Origin of the sequence: Comamonas sp. (genome assembly GCF_036666375.1) — a bacterium.
Classification (GTDB): domain Bacteria; phylum Pseudomonadota; class Gammaproteobacteria; order Burkholderiales; family Burkholderiaceae_C; genus Comamonas.
Map to the genome: position 1 here is coordinate 33,422 of NZ_JAVWWA010000005.1, position 16,649 is coordinate 50,070.

A 16,649-nucleotide genomic window follows, 5' to 3' on the forward strand; every position below is an offset into this window, starting at 1 on the left:
TCCGGACTGCTGGTGCAACTGCTCAACGGCCTGGCCAGCGCGTCGTCGCTGTTCCTGGTCTCGGTGGGGCTGTCGCTGATCTTCGGCGTCACGCGCACCATCAACTTCGCGCATGGCTCGTTCTACATGCTGGGCCTGTATGTCGCCTACTCGCTGGTCGGCCTGCTGGGCCAGCACATCGGCTTCTGGCCCGCGCTGCTGCTTGCGCCGCTGGTCACGGCGGCGCTGGGCGCGCTGGTCGAGATGCTGCTGCTGCGGCGCATCTACAAGGCGCCCGAACTGTTCCAGCTGCTGGCCACCTTTGCGCTGGTGCTGGTCATCAAGGACGCGGCGCTGTGGCTGTGGGGACCCGAGGAGCTGTTCGGCCCGCGCGCGCCCGGGCTCGAGGGCGCGGTCGACATCCTGGGCCGGCAGTTTCCGGTCTATGACCTGCTGCTGATTGCCGTCGGCCCCGTGGTGCTGGGGCTGCTGACGCTGCTGCTCACGCGCACGCGCTGGGGCACGCTGGTGCGCGCCGCGACGCAGGACCGCGAAATGGTCGGCGCCCTGGGCGTGAACCAGGCCTGGCTGTTCACCGCGGTGTTCGCGCTGGGCACGCTGCTCGCGGGCCTGGGCGGGGCGCTGCAGCTGCCGCGCGAGCCCGCGCATCTGGACATGGACCTGCTGACCATAGGCGCGGCATTTGTCGTCGTCGTGGTTGGCGGCATGGGCTCGATTCCCGGCGCGTTTGTCGCCGCGCTGCTGATCGCCGAACTCAAGGCCATCTGCATCTGGCTGGGCCTGGTGGAAATCGGCGGCGTGGAAATCTCGTTTTCCAAGCTGACGCTGGTGGTTGAATTCCTCGTCATGGCCGTGGTGCTGGTCTGGCGGCCCTGGGGGCTGATGGGCCGGCCGCAGGCAACGACGCGCGCGCTGGGCGAAGCCGAGGCGCCGCTCGCTGCGGCGGGCGCACGCGGCCGCGCCGCGACCTGGGCCGGGCTGGCGCTGCTGGCCGCGCTGCCGCTGCTCGCGGGCGAGAGCAGCTACGCGCTGGTGCTGCTGACCGACATCTTCATCATGGCGCTGTTTGCCGCGAGCCTGCATGCGCTGCTCGGGCCCGGCGGCATGCATTCGTTCGGCCATGCGGCCTACTTCGGCCTGGGCGCCTATGCCGCGGCGCTGCTGGTGCGCTCCAGCGGCCTGCCGATGGAAGCCGCGCTGCTGCTTTCACCGTTGTGCGCAGCCTGCGGAGCTTTGTTGTTCGGCTGGTTCTGCGTGCGGCTGTCGGGTGTGTACCTGACCATGCTGACGCTGGCGTTCGCGCAGATCACCTGGGCCATCTGCTTCCAGTGGGACGCGGTCACGGGCGGCAGCAACGGCCTCACGGGCGTCTGGCCCAGCGAATGGGCAGCGCAGGGCGCGGCCTTCTACTGGCTCACGCTGGCCGTGGTCGCGGCGTCCGTCTATCTGCTGCGGCGCATGCTGTTTGCGCCGCTGGGCTATGCCTTGCGCGCGGCGCGCGACTCGGCGCTGCGCGCCGAGGCAATTGGCATCGATGTGCGCCGCGTGCAGTGGGCCGGCTTTGTGATTGCCGGCCTGTGGGCCGGGCTCGCGGGCGCGCTGTTCGTTTTCTCCAAGGGCAGCATCTCGCCCGACAGCCTGTCGGTCACCAAGTCGGTCGATGGCCTGGTGATGGTGCTGCTGGGCGGCGTGCAGACGCTGGCCGGGCCGCTGGTGGGCGCGGGCGTGTTCACCTGGCTGCACGACACCATTGCGCGCCAGACCGATTACTGGCGCGCGCTGCTGGGCGGCGTGATGCTGCTGCTGGTGCTGATCTTTCCGCAGGGCATAGCGGGCTTTGCGCAGCAGCTGCAGGCAGCCTGGCAACGGCGGGAGGGGCGCGCATGAGCCTGCTCGAAGTGCATGGCCTGGGCAAGGCATTTGGCGGCGTCAAGGCCGTTGACGGCGTCGGCTTCTCGCTGGAAAAAGGCGAGCTGCTGGCGCTGATAGGCCCCAACGGCGCGGGCAAGTCGACCACCTTCAATCTGGTCGGCGGCCAGCTCGCGCCCGACAGCGGCTCGGTGCGGCTCGCGGGCCACGATATCGCGGGGCTGTCGCCGCGCGCGGTCTGGCGCCGCGGCGTGGGCCGAACCTTTCAGATTGCCGCGACCTTCGCTTCGCTGAGCGTGGTCGAGAACGTGCAGATGGCGCTGCTGTCGGCCGATAGCAAGGTGTTTGCGTTCTGGCGCCGCGCGGCCGGCCACCGGCGCGGCGATGCGCTGGCCCTGCTCGAACGCGTGGGCATGGCGGCCCAGGCCGACCGGCCCTGCAGCGCGCTGGCCTATGGCGACGTCAAGCGCGTGGAACTCGCGATGGCGCTGGCGCACGCGCCGCAGCTGCTGCTGATGGACGAGCCCACGGCCGGCATGGCGCCGGCCGAGCGGCTGGCGCTGATGGCGCTGACGCGCGCCCTGGCCAAGGAGCGGCAGATGGGCGTGCTGTTCACCGAGCACAGCATGGACGTGGTGTTCGGCCAGGCCGACCGCGTGCTGGTGCTGGTGCGCGGCAAGCTGCTGGCCGAAGGCCGGCCCGAAGCGATACAGCGCGATGCGCGCGTGCAGCAGGCCTATCTGGGCCACGGGCAGATTCTTGGAAAGCGCAGAACATGACCGCACCCCTTCTCGAAGTCCGCGGCCTCAACGGCTGGTACGGCGCCGCGCATATCCTGCGCGACATCGCGCTGAGCGTCGGGCCGGGCGAAGTCGTGGCGCTGATGGGCCGCAACGGCGCGGGCAAGTCGACCACGCTCAAGGCGATTGCGGGCCTGCTGGCGCGCAGCAGCGGCGAAGTCCGCTGCATGGGCCAGTCGATCGCGGGCTGGCCCGCCTACCGCATTGCGCGCCTGGGCCTGGGCTATGTGCCCGAAGACCGGCGCATCTTCACCGATCTCACGGTGCGCGAAAACCTCGAAGTCGGCCGCCAGGCGGCGCGGCGCTGGCCCGACGGCAGCGCCGCGCCGCACTGGACGCCCGAGCAGCTGTACGCGCTGTTTCCCAATCTCGGCGAAATGCCCGATCGGCTGGGTGCACGCATGAGCGGCGGCGAGCAGCAGATGCTGTCGGTGGCGCGCACGCTCATGGGCCAGCCGCTGCTGGTGCTGCTCGACGAGCCGTCCGAAGGCGTGGCGCCGCTGATCGTCGAGCAGATGGCGCAGACCATACTCACGCTCAAGGACCAGGGAATCGGCATTCTGCTGTCCGAGCAGAACCTGCCGTTCTGCGAAGCCGTCGCCGACCGCGCCTATGTGCTTGAAAAAGGCCAGATCTGCTACGCGAGCGGCATGGAAGAGCTGCAGGACAACCTGGCCGTGCGCCAGGCCTATCTGGGAATCTAACGCGTACGGCTGGCCCAGGCCAGCAGCGTGCCCAGCGCCAGCACGCCCGCGGCCAGTGCAAACAGCGGCTGGTACAGATGCGACTGCGCGTAGAGCCAGGCCATGCCCGTGCCCGACAGCGCCTGGGCCAGCGCGAACACCGCCGTCGCATAGCCCCAGATGCGCTTGTGCGCCAGCGGCCCGACCAGCTGCAGCAGCCGGCCCGAAGTCAAGGCCGCCATGCCCGGCGACAGCGCGCCGACGACAAACGACGACACGCCATAGGCCACGAGCTGCAGCGTGGGAGCCGGCCCCGACAGCAGCAGCCAGGGCAGGGCCACGGGAATGCACACTGCCGCGGTCTTGAGCGCCATGCCGCCGACCACGGCGCGGTGCCAGTCCCAGCGCGCCGCGCAGGCCGCGGTGACGATGGGCCCGATCAGCGCGCCCAGGCCGAACAGCCCCCATTGCAGCGCGCCAAAGGCCGTGCCGAGTTCACGCTCGCGCGCGAGGTAGTCGACCCAGAACACCGTGTGCGGCACAAAGCCCGCGGCGTCGCAGGCATAGGCGGCCAGCAGCCACAGCACGGGCAGCAGCCATAGCCTCCCTGTGGTCGGCGCGGGCTGAGGCGCGGCGGGCGCCGCAGGCTGCAGGCGTGCAAGCTGCGCCGCGGCCGCGGGAATCCTGCGGCTGCTGCGCCAGCCCCACCAGCCGCACAGCGCCGACACCAGCGCCAGCGCCACCCAGGTCCAGAACAGGTCCAGCCGCACCAGCGCCGGTATCAGCGTGGCCGACAGCAGCGCGCCCACGCCCACGCCCGCAAACAGCACCGGGCCGAGCACCGCGCGCCGCGCCGTGGGCAGGGCCGCCATCGCGGCCGAGGGGCCGACGACCATCAGCACCGCGGCGGCGATGCCGGCCAGGCAGCGCCAGGCAAAGAAGGTGACGAACGGCTGGGGCAGGGCCGACAGCGCAAAGCTCAGCGTCACGGCGACGAAGCTGCCCAGCAGCACGCGCGGCACGCTCCAGCGCTCGGTGAGCCAATGCGCGCCCAGCGCACCCAGCAGATAGCCCAGCAGCGTCGCCGCGCCCAGATAGGCCGCCTGGTCGGCGCTGAACCAATGCGCCTGCACCAGTGCCGGCATCAGCGCGGTAAAGGCCATGCGGCTCAGGCCCACGCCGCACAGCGTGCTCAGCAGTCCGGTCAGCAGCAGCGGGAGTTCGTGGCGGTGGATCAAGGCAGGCCCGGGAAGTGGCGCGGCACGGCGCCGCGCTCGCAGCTTGCGCGCTGCCGGCCGGTCTGGCAAGCCGCAGCTGTCGCCTGCGTGCGACGCTTCGCGTCTCAGCCCCGCGGCAACTGCCGGCGCACGAGATCGAGGCGCAGCGCCAGCCCCGGCAGCACGCGCGTGCGCAGCGCCGCGAGCGGCTGCTGCCAGCGCGCCGCATCGGCGCCGGGCGTGCGCGCGATGCGGCTCCAGGCCCAGCCCAGCAGCAGCAGGGCCAGCGCCTGCAGGTAGTCGTCGGCCACCGCATAGGGCAGCTGCGCATCGGTCTGTGCGGCATCGATCACCTCGGCCGTGAGCGTGTCGAAGCCGGCCAGCGCGGCGCGCAGTTCGGCATCCAGCGGCCGGGCCGGATCGAGTTCGGCGTGCAGCGAACGCAGCAGCTGCGCCAGCCCCTGGCCCTGGTCCGGCAGCACCTTGCGCACCAGCAGGTCTATGGCCTGGATCTCATTGGTGCCTTCGTAGATCATCGCCACGCGCGCGTCGCGCACATGCTGCTCCACGCCCCACTCGCGCACATAGCCGTGGCCGCCGAACACCTGCAGGCAGTCGCTCGCGCCCTCGAAGCCCTGGCGCGTCCAGGCGGCCTTGAGCACGGGCGTCACCAGGCTGCACCAGCGCTGGGCCTGGGCGCGCTGCGCGGCGTCGGGGTGCGCGCGCGCAGCGTCGAGCTGCAGCGCCGTGTGGTAGGCCAGCACCCGGCCGCCGTCTATCCAGCAGCGCTGCACATCGAGAATGCGGCGCATTGCCGGGTGTTCTATCAGCAGGTCGGCGCGGTCGTTGTCGCCGCGGCTCGCGGGGCGCGCGCCGGGCGCGCGCATCTGCCGGCGTTCATGCGCATAGGCATGGGCTTTCTGCCAGGCGGCGTCGAGCAGCCCCATGCCCTGGCCCGCGACCATGAGGCGCGCGGCGTTCATCATCAGGAACATCGCCGCCAGGCCCGCACCGCGCTCGCCCACCAGCCAGCCCGTGGCGTCGTCGAAGCGCATCTGGCAGGTGGCGCTGCCGTGCAGGCCCATCTTTTCCTCTATGCGTTCGCAGTGCACGGCATTGCGCGCGCCGTCCGGCAGCCGCTTGGGAACCAGAAACAGCGACAGGCCCTTGGGCCCGGGCGCGGCGCCGGGCAGGCGCGCGAGCACCAGGTGCAGGATGTTGTCGCTGAGGTCGTGCTCGGCGTTGGACGCAAAGATCTTGCTGCCGCGGATGCGGTGTTCGTCGGGAATCGCGCCCGCGCCCTCCACCGGCCTGGCCTGGGTCTGCACCAGTCCCAGGTCGCTGCCGGCCTGGGCTTCGGTCAGGCACATCGTGGGCAGCCATTCGCCCGAGGCCAGGGGCGCGAGGTAGCGGGCCTGCAGCGCGGCGCTGCCATGCTGCTTGAGGCATTCGTAGGCGCCATGGATCAGGCCGGGCGCCATGGTCCAGGCATGGTTGGCCGCATGCAGCCATTCGTAGAGCACGATCTCCAGCAGCCGCGGCAGGCCCTGGCCGCCGTCTTCGGGCGCGGCCGCGAGCGCGGGCCAGCCGGCCTGCCAGAACGCGCGGTAGGCCGCGGCAAAGCCCGGCGGCGTCGTGACTTCGCCCTGTGCCCAGCGGCAGCCCGCGGCGTCGCCGCCGGCGTTGAGCGGAGCGACGACCTCGCCGGCGAATTCCGCGGCCGCGTCGAGAATCTGCGCCATCAGCGGCGCGTCGATCTCGCTGTGGCCGGGCAGCGCCTGCAGCAGCGCGGGCGCCTGCAGCACATCGAAGACCAGGAAGGCGATGTCGTCGGGGCGGGGTTGGTAATGCATGGGATGGAAAAGAAAGCGCGCTGCGGATGCAGCGCGGATGGCGGGAGAAGAAGGGGCGGCGCGGCGCGCCGGCCCGGGCTTCAGGAGTCGGCCGTGAAGCCGATCTTCTTGATGATCGGACCCCAGTGCGCGTATTCGGCCTTCTGCCAGCGCTCCATTTCCGCCTGGGTCGTGCCGTGCGGAATCAGGCCCATGATGGCCAGGCTGTCGGTCACGCTCTTTTCCTTGAGCGCGGCATTGATCGCGGCATTGGCCTGGGCCTGCACCTTGGCCGGCGTCTTGGCGGGCGCGTAGAAGCCGAACCACTCCTCGGTCGTGAGTTCGGGAAAGCCGGCTTCGGCAAACGTCGGCACTTCCGGCAGCGAGGGGAAGCGCTGCGGGCCCGAGGTGGCGAGAATGCGCAGCTTGCCGGCCTTGTAGTTCGCGAGGTAGTCGCCGCAGGGCGACATCACCGAAGCGATCTGGCCGGCCACGGTATCGGTGACGGCCGGCACGACGCCGCGGTAGGGCACATGCTTGAGTTCGACACCGCTGTTGATGCCCAGCAGCGCGCCCAGGAAGTGGGGCGTGGAGCCCGCGCCCGGCGAGCCGTAGTTGGCCAGATCGGGATGGGCCTTGGCCCAGGCAAGGTAGTCCTTGACGGTCTTGACGCTGGCCGGAACCATGGGGCCGACGGCCAGGCCATGGTGCATGATCGCGCCTATCGATATCGGCGCGAAGTCCTGCGCCGTGTAGTTCAGCTTGCTGTAGATGTGCGGATAGTTGGCGATTGCCGAGACCTGGGCCAGCGCCAGCACCGAGCCGTCGATGGGTGCGGTCTTGAGCGTTTCCAGCGCAATGCGCCCGCCCGCCCCGGGCTTGTTCTCGACGATGCCGGAGAGGCGCGAATAGGCCGATCCGGCGAGCTTCTCACCGACGCGGCGCGCGACGTTGTCGCCCGAGCTGCCCGCGGGAAAGCCGTAGTAGATCTTGACCTGCTCGACGGTGTGGGCCGGGGTCTGGGCGCGTGCCGCAAGCGGGTGCAGCGCGGTGAGCGCGGCGCCGGCGCCGAGGGTGTGGATGAAGTCGCGTCGTGTCGTCATTTTTGTCTCCATTGTGGTTATCGTTGACGGGGGCGGGAACGGGGGGCAGGGTCAGCGCGGCGCCATGCGCAGCGCGCCGTCCAGCCGTATGACTTCGCCATTGAGGTGGCCGTTGGTCACCACCTGGCTGGCGAGCTGGGCGAACTCCTCGGGCTTGCCCAGGCGCGAGGGAAACGGAATGCTCGCGGCCAGCGACTGCTGCACGGCCTCGGGCAGCTCCTGCATCAGCGGCGTGGCGAACAGTCCGGGCGCGATGGTGCACACGCGTATGCCGTGCTGTGCGAGATCGCGCGCCATCGGCAGCGTCATGCCCACGAGGCCGCCCTTGGACGCGCTGTAGGCCTGCTGGCCCACCTGGCCGTCGAAGGCCGCGACCGAGGCCGTGAACAGCATCACGCCGCGCTCGCCGTCTTCCAGCGGCGCGAGCTTGGCGCAGGCCGCGGCAAACAGCCGGCTGACGTTGTAGGCGCCGATCAGATTCACGCTGACCACGCGCGTGAAGTCCTCCAGCGGCGCGGCGCTGCCGTCGCGCTGCACGATGCGCTTGGCGCTGCCTATGCCGGCGACATTCATCAGGATGCGTGCCTCGCCCAGGCCGGCCCTGGCCTGCTCCAGCGCGGCGGTGACGCTCGCGGTGTCGGTGATGTCGCAGGCGCAGGCCAGGGCGCGGCCCGCGCCATGCTCGGCGTTGATTGCCGCGGCAACGCGTTCGGCCTGCTGCAGATTGCGGTCGAGAATCGCGACCTTGGCACCCAGGCGGGCGAGTTCGCGCGCCGTGGCTTCACCCAGGCCCGAAGCGGCGCCGGTGACAAGTGCTGTATGTCCTTGGATTTGCATGGTGGTCTTCTCAGGCTTGGGGATAAAGAATGCCGGGCGCGCTGCCGTCATGCAGTGCATCGACCAGCGCCGCGCGGTGGGTCAGCACCGCGCGCTGGTTGACCGAGCCCTTGTCGGTGATTTCGCCGCGGTCCAGCGACGGCGGCTCGGCCAGCAGCAGCGCGCGCGCCACGCGGCTGGCGCTGCCCGTGGCCTGGCTGGCGAGTTGGGCCAGCAGGCCCTCGATCTGCGCGCGCACGCCGGCGCTGGCCAGCACCTCAGTCCAGGGGGCGTCGGCGCTCAATCCGCTGATCTCGCGGCAGCGCTGCGAAGGGAACATCAGCAGGCCGACTTCCCTGTGGTTCAGGCCGGTGACGACCACGTCCTGCAGATAGGGCGCGGCCGCGGCCAGCACCTTGGTGCGCAGCGGGCCGACGCTCACGAAGGTGCCCGTGGCCAGCTTGAAGTCCTCGGCGATGCGGCCGTCGAAGCGCAGGCCGCGGTGCACGTTGTCGGGGTCTATCCAGCGCACGGCGTCGCCGGTGCACAGGAAGCCTTCGTCGTCAAACGCTTCGCGCGTCGCCTCGGCATTGCGCCAGTAGCCGGGCGTGATGTTCGGGCCGCGGTAGCGGACTTCGGTCTTGCCGTCGACCTCGACCAGCTTGACGGTGGTGCCGGGCACGGGGCTGCCGATGTCGCCGGCCGTCACATCGGGGCTGTTGACGAACAGCGCCGAGGGCGCGGACTCGGTCATTCCCAGGCCCGTGGCCATGATGATGCGCTGGCCCAGCGCCGCTTCCTGCGTCGCGTGCAGGCTGTCCCATACCGGCTGCGACAGGCCCGCGCCCGAGTAGAAGAAAAAGCGCACGCGCGACAGCAGCGTGGCGCGCAATTGCGCATCGGTCTGCATCGCCTGGGCGATCATCTCGAAGCCCGTGGGCACGTTGAAGTAGACCGTGGGCGCGATCTCGCGCAGGTTGCGCAGCGTTTCTCCCATCAGCGCCGGCGTGGGCTTGCCGTCGTCGATGTAGAGCGTGCCGCCATGCTGCAGCGTGATGCCCACGTTGTGGTTGCCGCCGAACGTGTGGTTCCAGGGCAGCCAGTCGACCAGCACCGGCGGCGCTTCGGCCAGCGCGGGCAGCGACAGCGTGATCTGCTGCAGGTTCGCGCACCACATGCGCTGGGTGTTGATCACCGGCTTGGGCAGCTTGGTCGAGCCCGAAGTGAACAGGAACTTGACGATGGTGTCGGGGCCGGTCGCATGCATGGCCGCATCGATCGCCGCCGTGGCTTCGGTGGCCAGCAGCTGGGCAAAATCGGTGCTGGCGCGCCCGGCAAGCCGGCCTTCGACCAGCACCACTTCGACGTCGTGCGGCACGGTCGCGGCAATTGCCGGGCCGAAGCGCGTGCCATCGGCGGCCAGCACCAGGCCGGGCGTCAGCGTCTCGATCACATGGCGCAGCTTGGCGTAATCCTGGCTCACGGTCGCATAGGCCGTGGACACGGGGCAGTAGGGCACGCCCGCGTACATGCAGCCCAGCGCCATCAGCGCGTGCTCCAGGCTGTTTTCGGTGAGCAGCAGCACCGGGCGCTCGCGGCTCAGGCCGCGCTCCAGCAGCGCCTGACCTATGCGCCGCGCGGCGTCGAGCGCCTGGCCGTAGCGCAGGTGCTGCCAGTCGCCGGTCGAGCCATCGGGCAGGCGCGCGCGGCGCGCAAGAAAGCTGTTGTCCGGCGTGGCTTCGGCCCAGTGCAGCAGGTAGTCGGTCACGCGGCGCGCATAGGCGCCCAGCGGCAGGTCGGCGTCGAGGTAGCGCACGCCCGCGGCGCCGTCGCGCACGTTCACGCGCGTGACGCCGAAGTTCATGGGACGGTAGGGCGCGGCAGCGCCGGGGACGGCGCTTTCAGCGGGCAGGGCAAGGGCGGACATGGTGCGTGCTCCTTATTGCTTGCTGACCTTGGCCGCGCGGCCTTCGAGAAAGTCGGCCAGCCGCTGCTTGGCCTCGGGCGCGCTCTGGGCGATCGCGGCCATCATGGCTTCGGTGAAGTAGCCCTGGTCGGCGGACTGCTCGGCAATGCGCGGCAGCGCATGGATCAGCGCGTAGTTGGTCAGCGGCGCGTTCTGCGCCACGCGCAGCGCCAGCGCGCAGGCCTTGTCGAAGGCCTGGCCTTCGGGCACGAGGTATTGCGCCAGGCCTATGCGCTCGCCGTCCTGCGCGTCGTAGACGCGGCCCGTGAGCATCATGTCGGCCATGCGCGCCGCGCCAATCAATTTGGGGATGCGCACCGAGCCGCCGCCGCCGACGAAGATGCCGCGCGAGCCTTCGGGCAGCGCATAGAAAGTCGAGGCATCGGCGACGCGGATATGGCAGGCGCTGGCGAGTTCGAGCCCGCCGCCGACCACGGCGCCATGCAGCGCGGCAATCACCGGCACCGGGCCGAACTGCACGCGCTCGAGCGCCGCATGCCACATGCGCGAATGGTGCAGGCCCTGGCCGGCGTCGCGCTCCTGGAGTTCGCTCAGGTCCAGGCCGGCGCAGAAATGCGGGCCTTCGCCGTCTATGACCGCGGCGCGCACGCTCTTGGGCAGGGTCTCGAAGATATCGCGCAAGGCGAGGATCAGGCTGTCGCTGAGCGCATTGCGCTTGGCGCTGCGCGCCAGGCGGATGACGGCAACTTCTTGTTCGTCGCCGCGCAGTTCGAAATGGATGTCGGGGTGGGTCATGGTGCTCTCCGTATGGTTTGATTTTGGTTATTATTTATAACCATATCAATACGGAAAAGCGGCTTTGATCCTGGGACTTACCCGCGGGAGTTCAGTCGTAGACTTTTTGCAGCAGCCGGATCAGCGTCTTGCGTTCGGCCGCCGTGAGGCGCTCGGTGGCCTCGAGTTCGAGTTCGGTGACGGTCTGCTCGGCCTGGGCGTTGAGCGCCTGGCCGGCGTCGGTCAGGTACAGGCCCACGGCGCGGCCGTCGAGCGGGTGCGGCAGGCGCACGATCAGCCCGCGCTTGTCGAGGCTGCCGACCAGGCTCACCAGATTGGGCGGAAGAATGTTGAGGCTGGCGCAGACCTGGCGCGAAGTGATGCCGGGGTTGTGCGCTATCAGGTTGAGAAGCGAGAAGTCGACCACCTTGAGGTCGTACTGCGCCATGCGTTCGACGAACAGGCCGATCACGGACAGCGCGGCGCGGCGCGCGTTGTAGCCCACATGCGTGCGCAGGAAGTCGGTATTGACGGTGTCGACCATGTCGACGGTCACGGCAGAGGAAAGGGATTTGGCGCGGGGCATGCAGCAATTGTGCCGCGGGCGTAAAGCTATCGTTTCGGCAATGCACACAGACGTTGGCTGCTGCGCACGGCCATCTGAAATATCTGAAATTATCTAAAAACAGATAAAATATCTAGATCAAGATAATTGCAGATAATCACCATGATTGCCTTTCAACGTACGCTCCTGGCGCAAGAGCTGGTCGCAGCTTTGCAGGGCAAGGCTCTGCTTGGCGATGCCCACAATGGACTGTTTCTGGCGGCGCCGCGGCGTACCGGAAAATCGACCTTTCTTCAAGGAGATCTACGGCCGGCGCTGGAAGCGGCTGGCGTGGTGGTGGTCTATGTCGATCTGTGGGCGGATGCACGGCGCGATCCGGGCGTGCTGATCGCGGAGTCCATCGCGCGCGCACTGGAGGCGCAACTTGGCGTGGTCGCGCGTACGGCCAAAAAGGCCGGTCTCGACAAGGTGAAAGTGGGCGGGTTGGAGGTCGATACCAGCAGGATCGGCAAGGTGGATGGTCTGACATTGACGGATGCGCTGCGCCTGTTGCATGCCAACGCGGCCAAACCCGTGGCGCTGATCGTTGACGAAGCGCAGCATGCGCTGACCAGCGAAGCCGGAGAGGCCGCAATGACGGCGCTGAAATCGGCGCGCGATCAGCTCAATCAGCCTGGCGCGGTGAAGCTGATGCTCGTGATGTCGGGTTCCGACCGCGACAAGTTGCTGCGACTGGTCCATACCGCTGCCGCGCCTTTCTATGGATCGCAGATCCAGCGCATGCCGCCGTTGGGGCCGGATTTCATCGCGTATGTTGCTGCCTTGATAGAAGCACAGCGTCCGGATCTGAGGCCGGTGGATCAGGGACTGCTGCAGCAGTCGTTTGCAGTATTTGGCTATCGCCCGCAGTTCTTCATGGCTGCCCTGGGACAGATGCTGAGCCCCTTGGCGGCCTTGACGGGGCGTTTCGAGCCGGCCCTGCTGGAGGCCGCGATGCAGCAGCAGGCGCAGGACGAAGCACAAATGGAGTCAGACTACCTGGGCCTCAAGCCAGCGGAGCAGGCCGTGCTGTGGCGCATGTTGGAGCAAGGCCCGCGCTATCGTCCATACGATGCCGAAGCCTTGCGCTTTTACCGTGACAAGACGGGCCATCCGGTAAGCGTGGCGCAGGTGCAGAAAGCGCTGGAGGCGCTGCGCCAGCGCATGCCCGCGCTGGTGTGGAAGTCGGCACGCGGCGAGTACGCGTTGGAAGACGCCGCCATGCATCGCTGGTTCGAGGCCTTGGTGCAGGCCGGCCGCTGGCCGCCACGTCCAGGCCAGGAGCAGCTGCCTTTCGACGAGGAGTGAAGCGCCGTACCCGCTGCTAGTGCGCGCCCAGCAGCGCGCGCCGATACTGCACGGCCTCGGCCACATGCGCGGTCTCGATGTGCGCGCTGCCCGCCAGATCGGCAATCGTGCGCGCGATCTTCAGCACGCGGTGCAGGCTGCGGCCCGACCAGCCCAGGCGCGCGGCCGCCGACTGCACCAGTTCGCCGGCCGCGGGCGCCAGCCCGAGGTGCTGGTCGATGGCCCGTCCCTGCAGTGCCTCGTTGGCCAGGCCCTGGCGTTCGAGCGCCAGCGCATGGGCGCGCACCACGCGTGCGCGGATCTGCGCCGTGGTCTCGCCGGCGGCGGCCTGCAGCAATTGCGCGGGCGGCAATGCGGGCACTTCGACATGCAGGTCGATGCGGTCGAGCAGCGGCCCGCTGAGCTTGCCCTGGTAGCGCGCGACCTGGTCGGGCGTGCAGCGGCAGCGCCGCAGCGCCGAGCCCCAGAAACCGCAGGGGCAGGGGTTCATGGCCGCGATCAGCTGAAAGCGCGCGGGAAACTCGGCGCGCTGCGCGGCGCGCGCAATCGTGATGCGGCCGGTCTCCATGGGCTCGCGCAGCGCTTCGAGCGCGGCGCGGCTGAACTCGGGAAACTCGTCGAGAAACAGCACGCCGTGGTGGGCCAGGGAAATCTCGCCGGGGCGCGGCGGCGAGCCGCCGCCGACCAGGGCCACGGCGCTGGCCGTGTGGTGCGGGCTCACCGTGGGGCGCCGGGCCCAGCGCTGGGCGCAAAAGCGCCCGCTCAGGCTGGCCAGCGCCGCGGTCTGCAGCGCTTCGTCGACCGACATCGGCGGCAGCAGGTCGGCAAAGCGCTGGGCCAGCATGGACTTGCCCGCGCCCGGCGGGCCTATGAGCAACAGGCTGTGGCCGCCCGCGGCGGCGATCTCCAGCGCGCGCTTGGCCTGGGCCTGGCCCTTGACATCGGCCATCTCCGCGCCGCTGGCGCAGGCGGGCAGGGGCGCGGCCTCGACCCGCTGCCAGCCCGGCGTGGAAGCGGGCCCGGCCGCGCCATCGGGACGGTGCATGAAGGCCTGGACCACGTCAAGCAGATGCCGGGCGCGGAACACGCGCGACTGCGGCACCCAGGCGGCTTCCTCGGCGCTGCCCGGCGGCAGCACCTGCTGCAGGCTCTCGCGCTGCTGGCGCAGCGCCAGGCTGGTGGCCAGCGCGCCGCGCACCGGGCGCAGCTCGCCCGACAGCGACAGCTCGCCGGCAAACGTCCAGCCATCGAGCCGGCGCGCATCGATCTGGCCGCTGGCGGCAAGAATGCCCAGCGCAATGGGCAGATCGAAGCGGCCTGAATCCTTGGGCAGGTCGGCGGGAGCGAGGTTGACCGTGATGCGCTTGTTGCCGGGAAATTCCAGCCCTGCATTGACCAGCGCGCTGCGCACGCGCTCGCGCGCCTCCTTGACTTCGACATCGGCCAGGCCGACCAGCGAAAAGCTGGGCAGGCCGTTGGCCAGGTGCACTTCCACCGTGACTTCGGCGGCATGCAGCCCGAGCAGGGCGCGGCTTTGAACAAGGGCGAGGCTCATGGTGGCGGGTGATCCAGGCGCGCAATAGTTTGCCACGCGCGTGCTGTCCCGCACAGGGCGGCATGACCTTGGCGCGGTCATGGCGGCCAGGCGAGCCGCTTCAGGTGCTGTCGCGCTGCACCAGCGTGAAGCCGATGTCGAGCCGCCGCGCCGCGGGCGCCAGGCCTTCGGCGCGGTCCATGATCCATTGCGCCGCCTGCTCGCCCATGGCCGTGCCGTTGATGCGCACCGTGGTCAGCGAAGGCAGCAGATCCTTGGCAAAGCTCAGATCGCCAAAGCCGATGACGGCCAGGTCCTGCGGGATCTTCAGCCCGCGCGATTGCGCTTCGGTCACCACGCCCCAGGCCGCGACATCCGTGCTGCAGAACACCGCGTCGATGTCGGGATGGTCATCCAGCAGGGCGGCAAACGCGGCGCGTGCGGCGCCTAGCGTCAGCGGCGCCTTGGCGCTGGCCGTCGGCAGCTGTCCCTGGCCCAGTCCCAGCGCGGCGAGTCTGGCGGCAAAGGCAGCGCGCCGCAGGCCCGCGCGCGGGTCGTCGCCGGTGACCATGGCCGGCCGGCGCCGGCCCAGCCGCGCGATGAATTCGGCGACCTCGTGGCCCACCGCCTGGTGCGAGAAGCCAATCAGCATGTCGACCGGATCGGCGCACAGATCCCAGGTCTCGACCACGGGAACGCCGGTGGCTTTGAGCCGCTCACGCGCGGCGGCCGATTGCACGATGCGGGTCAGCACGATGCCGTCCGGGCGGCGGCTGAGCAGGTTCTCCAGCAGCTGTTCCTCGTCGGCGTCGTCATAGCCGCTTTCGCCCAGCATCAGCTGATACCCGCGCCCGGCCAGGGCCTGGCTCAGCGCCTGCAGCGTCTCCTGGAACACCGGGCCGCTGATGGTGGGCACCAGGGCCGCGACCAGCCGGCTGCGGCCCGAGGCCAGCGCGCCCGCCAGGCGGTCGGGAACATAGCCGCAGTCCCGTATCGCCTGGCGCACCCGGGCCAGCGTTGCCGGGGGCACGGATTGCGGGGTGTTGAGCACCCGCGAGACCGTCTGCGTCGAGACCTCGGCCCGCTTTGCGACGTCCGCCAGCGTGACGCGGCCGGTGCCGCGGCGCGCCTTGCGGGTGGGCGGCGGGGTGGGCGTTGTGGATGGGGAAGGCATGGGCGGGGCGGAAAAATCGTAACCATACCCTTTCAGACCCTGGTCTTAGGCGAATCCAGCGTTCATTCGGGTTTGCATGGACATGAAGCTGATATGTTAGCGCTAATAATTAGCGCTAACAATTGCTGTTTCACCAAGGAAAATTGCATGCTGACCGATACCCAGGGCGTCTACATCGTTGCCCAGACTCCCTTCCAGGCCGATGGCGCCATCGACCTGCCGAGCATAGACACGCTGGTGGATTTCTACAGCCGCCACGGGGCCGACGGCTTCACGGTGCTGGGCGTGGCCGGAGAAGCCGCCAAGCTCACGGCCGCGGAGGCGCTGGCCGTCGCCCAGCGCTTCATGCGGCGCGCCGGCGGCAAGCCGGTGATTGTCGGCGTGAGCAATTCCAGCATCGCCCAACTGGCGGAACTCACCGCGCAGGTCATGGATGCGGGTGCCAGCGGCGTGATGATCGCGCCGCCCACGGGGCTCAGGTCCGAGGAGGAGGTCTTCAACTACTTTGCCGGCGTCTTCGCGCGCATCGGCAATGTGCCCACCGTGCTGCAGGACTTTCCGTTCTCCACCGGCGTGTGGATGTCCGTGCCCACCATCTGCCGGCTGGTCCACGAGTTTCCGCAGATCCAGGTGCTCAAGGAAGAGGACCTGCCGAGCATCACCAAGATCACGCGGCTGCGCGCAAGCCTGGAGCGGCGCATTGCCATCCTGACCGGCAACAACGCCATGTTCCTGCCGCTGGAAATGGGCCGCGGCGTCGACGGGCCGATGGCGGGCTTCTCGCACCCGGAAATGCTGTCGGGCGTCTACCGGCTTCTCAAGCAAGGCCAGGTCGAGGCTGCGCACGACCTGTTTGACATCTACCTGCCGCTGCTCAGCCACGAGAACCAGAGCCAGTGGGGCGTCGCGGTGCGCAAGGAAGTGCTGCGCCGCCGCGGCGCGATCGCCTGCGCGGCCATGCGCCAGCCCGGCCCCCGGCTGACGGCGGTCGACTTGGCGGAAATCGAT

General features: G+C 69.5%; 14 protein-coding genes. 5 read left to right on the forward strand and 9 right to left on the reverse strand.

Going from position 1 to position 16,649, the window contains the following annotated elements; translation table 11 throughout:
- The 3 genes from RR928_RS02020 to RR928_RS02030 form a co-directional block, all read left to right on the forward strand.
- The coding region (locus RR928_RS02020; protein WP_332681336.1) for an ABC transporter permease at window positions 1-1,887 on the forward strand (1,887 nt) is incomplete at its 5' end.
- Window positions 1,884-2,648: an ABC transporter ATP-binding protein gene (locus RR928_RS02025; RefSeq protein WP_332537780.1), complete on the forward strand. Its 765-nt coding sequence runs from the start codon at window positions 1,884-1,886 to the stop codon at window positions 2,646-2,648. The genes RR928_RS02020 and RR928_RS02025, both read left to right, overlap by 4 nt.
- Window positions 2,645-3,373, forward strand: a complete 729-nt coding sequence (locus RR928_RS02030) for an ABC transporter ATP-binding protein (RefSeq protein WP_332681339.1) — start codon at window positions 2,645-2,647, stop codon at window positions 3,371-3,373. The genes RR928_RS02025 and RR928_RS02030 overlap by 4 nt, the downstream gene beginning before the upstream one ends.
- Here RR928_RS02030 and RR928_RS02035 read toward each other — a convergent pair.
- The 7 genes from RR928_RS02035 to RR928_RS02065 form a co-directional block, all read right to left on the reverse strand.
- Entirely contained in the window at window positions 3,370-4,590 is a 1,221-nt protein-coding gene (locus RR928_RS02035; RefSeq protein WP_332548156.1) for a YbfB/YjiJ family MFS transporter, read from the reverse strand. The two genes, RR928_RS02030 and RR928_RS02035, sit on opposite strands and share 4 nt — an antisense overlap.
- Before the next feature lie 104 nt (window positions 4,591-4,694).
- On the reverse strand, window positions 4,695-6,422 hold the full coding sequence (locus tag RR928_RS02040) for an acyl-CoA dehydrogenase family protein (RefSeq protein ID WP_332681341.1): 1,728 nt from the start codon (window positions 6,420-6,422) through the stop codon (window positions 4,695-4,697).
- Between the two features lie 80 nt (window positions 6,423-6,502).
- A complete protein-coding gene (locus tag RR928_RS02045; protein ID WP_332537784.1) occupies window positions 6,503-7,504 on the reverse strand; it encodes a Bug family tripartite tricarboxylate transporter substrate binding protein in 1,002 nt (333 codons plus the stop codon).
- Window positions 7,505-7,555: 51 nt separating this feature from the next.
- Window positions 7,556-8,341, reverse strand: a complete 786-nt coding sequence (locus RR928_RS02050; RefSeq protein ID WP_332537785.1) for an SDR family NAD(P)-dependent oxidoreductase — start codon at window positions 8,339-8,341, stop codon at window positions 7,556-7,558.
- A 10-nt stretch (window positions 8,342-8,351) separates the two neighbouring features.
- Window positions 8,352-10,247 carry a feruloyl-CoA synthase gene (locus RR928_RS02055; RefSeq protein WP_332537786.1) on the reverse strand — a complete coding sequence of 632 codons (1,896 nt, stop codon included), beginning with the start codon at window positions 10,245-10,247 and terminating at the stop codon, window positions 8,352-8,354.
- Window positions 10,248-10,259: 12 nt separating this feature from the next.
- On the reverse strand, window positions 10,260-11,042 hold the full coding sequence (locus RR928_RS02060; RefSeq protein WP_332548158.1) for a crotonase/enoyl-CoA hydratase family protein: 783 nt from the start codon (window positions 11,040-11,042) through the stop codon (window positions 10,260-10,262).
- 91 nt (window positions 11,043-11,133) lie between these two features.
- Complete coding sequence (locus RR928_RS02065; protein WP_332537788.1) at window positions 11,134-11,607, reverse strand: MarR family winged helix-turn-helix transcriptional regulator; 474 nt, start codon at window positions 11,605-11,607, stop codon at window positions 11,134-11,136.
- 141 nt (window positions 11,608-11,748) lie between these two features.
- Between RR928_RS02065 and RR928_RS02070 the strand changes: the two genes are divergently transcribed.
- Window positions 11,749-12,933 (forward strand): ATP-binding protein, encoded by a 1,185-nt coding sequence (locus tag RR928_RS02070; protein WP_332537789.1) that lies wholly within the window; start codon window positions 11,749-11,751, stop codon window positions 12,931-12,933.
- 16 nt (window positions 12,934-12,949) lie between these two features.
- Here RR928_RS02070 and RR928_RS02075 read toward each other — a convergent pair whose 3' ends face one another.
- Together RR928_RS02075 and RR928_RS02080 are read right to left on the reverse strand one after the other, a co-directional pair.
- The gene (locus RR928_RS02075) at window positions 12,950-14,488 is read right to left on the reverse strand and encodes a YifB family Mg chelatase-like AAA ATPase (RefSeq protein WP_332681345.1); all 1,539 of its coding nucleotides are present in this window, start codon (window positions 14,486-14,488) and stop codon (window positions 12,950-12,952) included.
- 100 nt (window positions 14,489-14,588) lie between these two features.
- Window positions 14,589-15,641, reverse strand: coding sequence for a LacI family DNA-binding transcriptional regulator (locus tag RR928_RS02080; protein WP_332681347.1), 1,053 nt, complete (start codon window positions 15,639-15,641; stop codon window positions 14,589-14,591).
- Window positions 15,642-15,788: 147 nt separating this feature from the next.
- Between RR928_RS02080 and RR928_RS02085 the strand changes: the two genes are divergently transcribed.
- On the forward strand, window positions 15,789-16,649 hold an 861-nt coding region (locus RR928_RS02085), incomplete at its 3' end, for a dihydrodipicolinate synthase family protein (protein ID WP_332681349.1).

What these genes read in the sequence shown, in the direction of transcription:
- RR928_RS02025 (WP_332537780.1), top strand. Translation starts at nt 1,884, where the DNA reads ATGAGCCTGCTCGAAGTGCATGGCCTGGGCAAGGCATTTGGCGGCGTC.
- RR928_RS02030 (WP_332681339.1), top strand. Translation starts at nt 2,645, where the DNA reads ATGACCGCACCCCTTCTCGAAGTCCGCGGCCTCAACGGCTGGTACGGC.
- RR928_RS02040 (WP_332681341.1), bottom strand. Translation starts at nt 6,422, where the DNA reads ATGCATTACCAACCCCGCCCCGACGACATCGCCTTCCTGGTCTTCGAT.
- RR928_RS02045 (WP_332537784.1), bottom strand. Translation starts at nt 7,504, where the DNA reads ATGACGACACGACGCGACTTCATCCACACCCTCGGCGCCGGCGCCGCG.
- RR928_RS02050 (WP_332537785.1), bottom strand. Translation starts at nt 8,341, where the DNA reads ATGCAAATCCAAGGACATACAGCACTTGTCACCGGCGCCGCTTCGGGC.
- RR928_RS02055 (WP_332537786.1), bottom strand. Translation starts at nt 10,247, where the DNA reads ATGTCCGCCCTTGCCCTGCCCGCTGAAAGCGCCGTCCCCGGCGCTGCC.
- RR928_RS02060 (WP_332548158.1), bottom strand. Translation starts at nt 11,042, where the DNA reads ATGACCCACCCCGACATCCATTTCGAACTGCGCGGCGACGAACAAGAA.
- RR928_RS02065 (WP_332537788.1), bottom strand. Translation starts at nt 11,607, where the DNA reads ATGCCCCGCGCCAAATCCCTTTCCTCTGCCGTGACCGTCGACATGGTC.
- RR928_RS02070 (WP_332537789.1), top strand. Translation starts at nt 11,749, where the DNA reads ATGATTGCCTTTCAACGTACGCTCCTGGCGCAAGAGCTGGTCGCAGCT.
- RR928_RS02075 (WP_332681345.1), bottom strand. Translation starts at nt 14,488, where the DNA reads ATGAGCCTCGCCCTTGTTCAAAGCCGCGCCCTGCTCGGGCTGCATGCC.
- RR928_RS02080 (WP_332681347.1), bottom strand. Translation starts at nt 15,641, where the DNA reads ATGCCTTCCCCATCCACAACGCCCACCCCGCCGCCCACCCGCAAGGCG.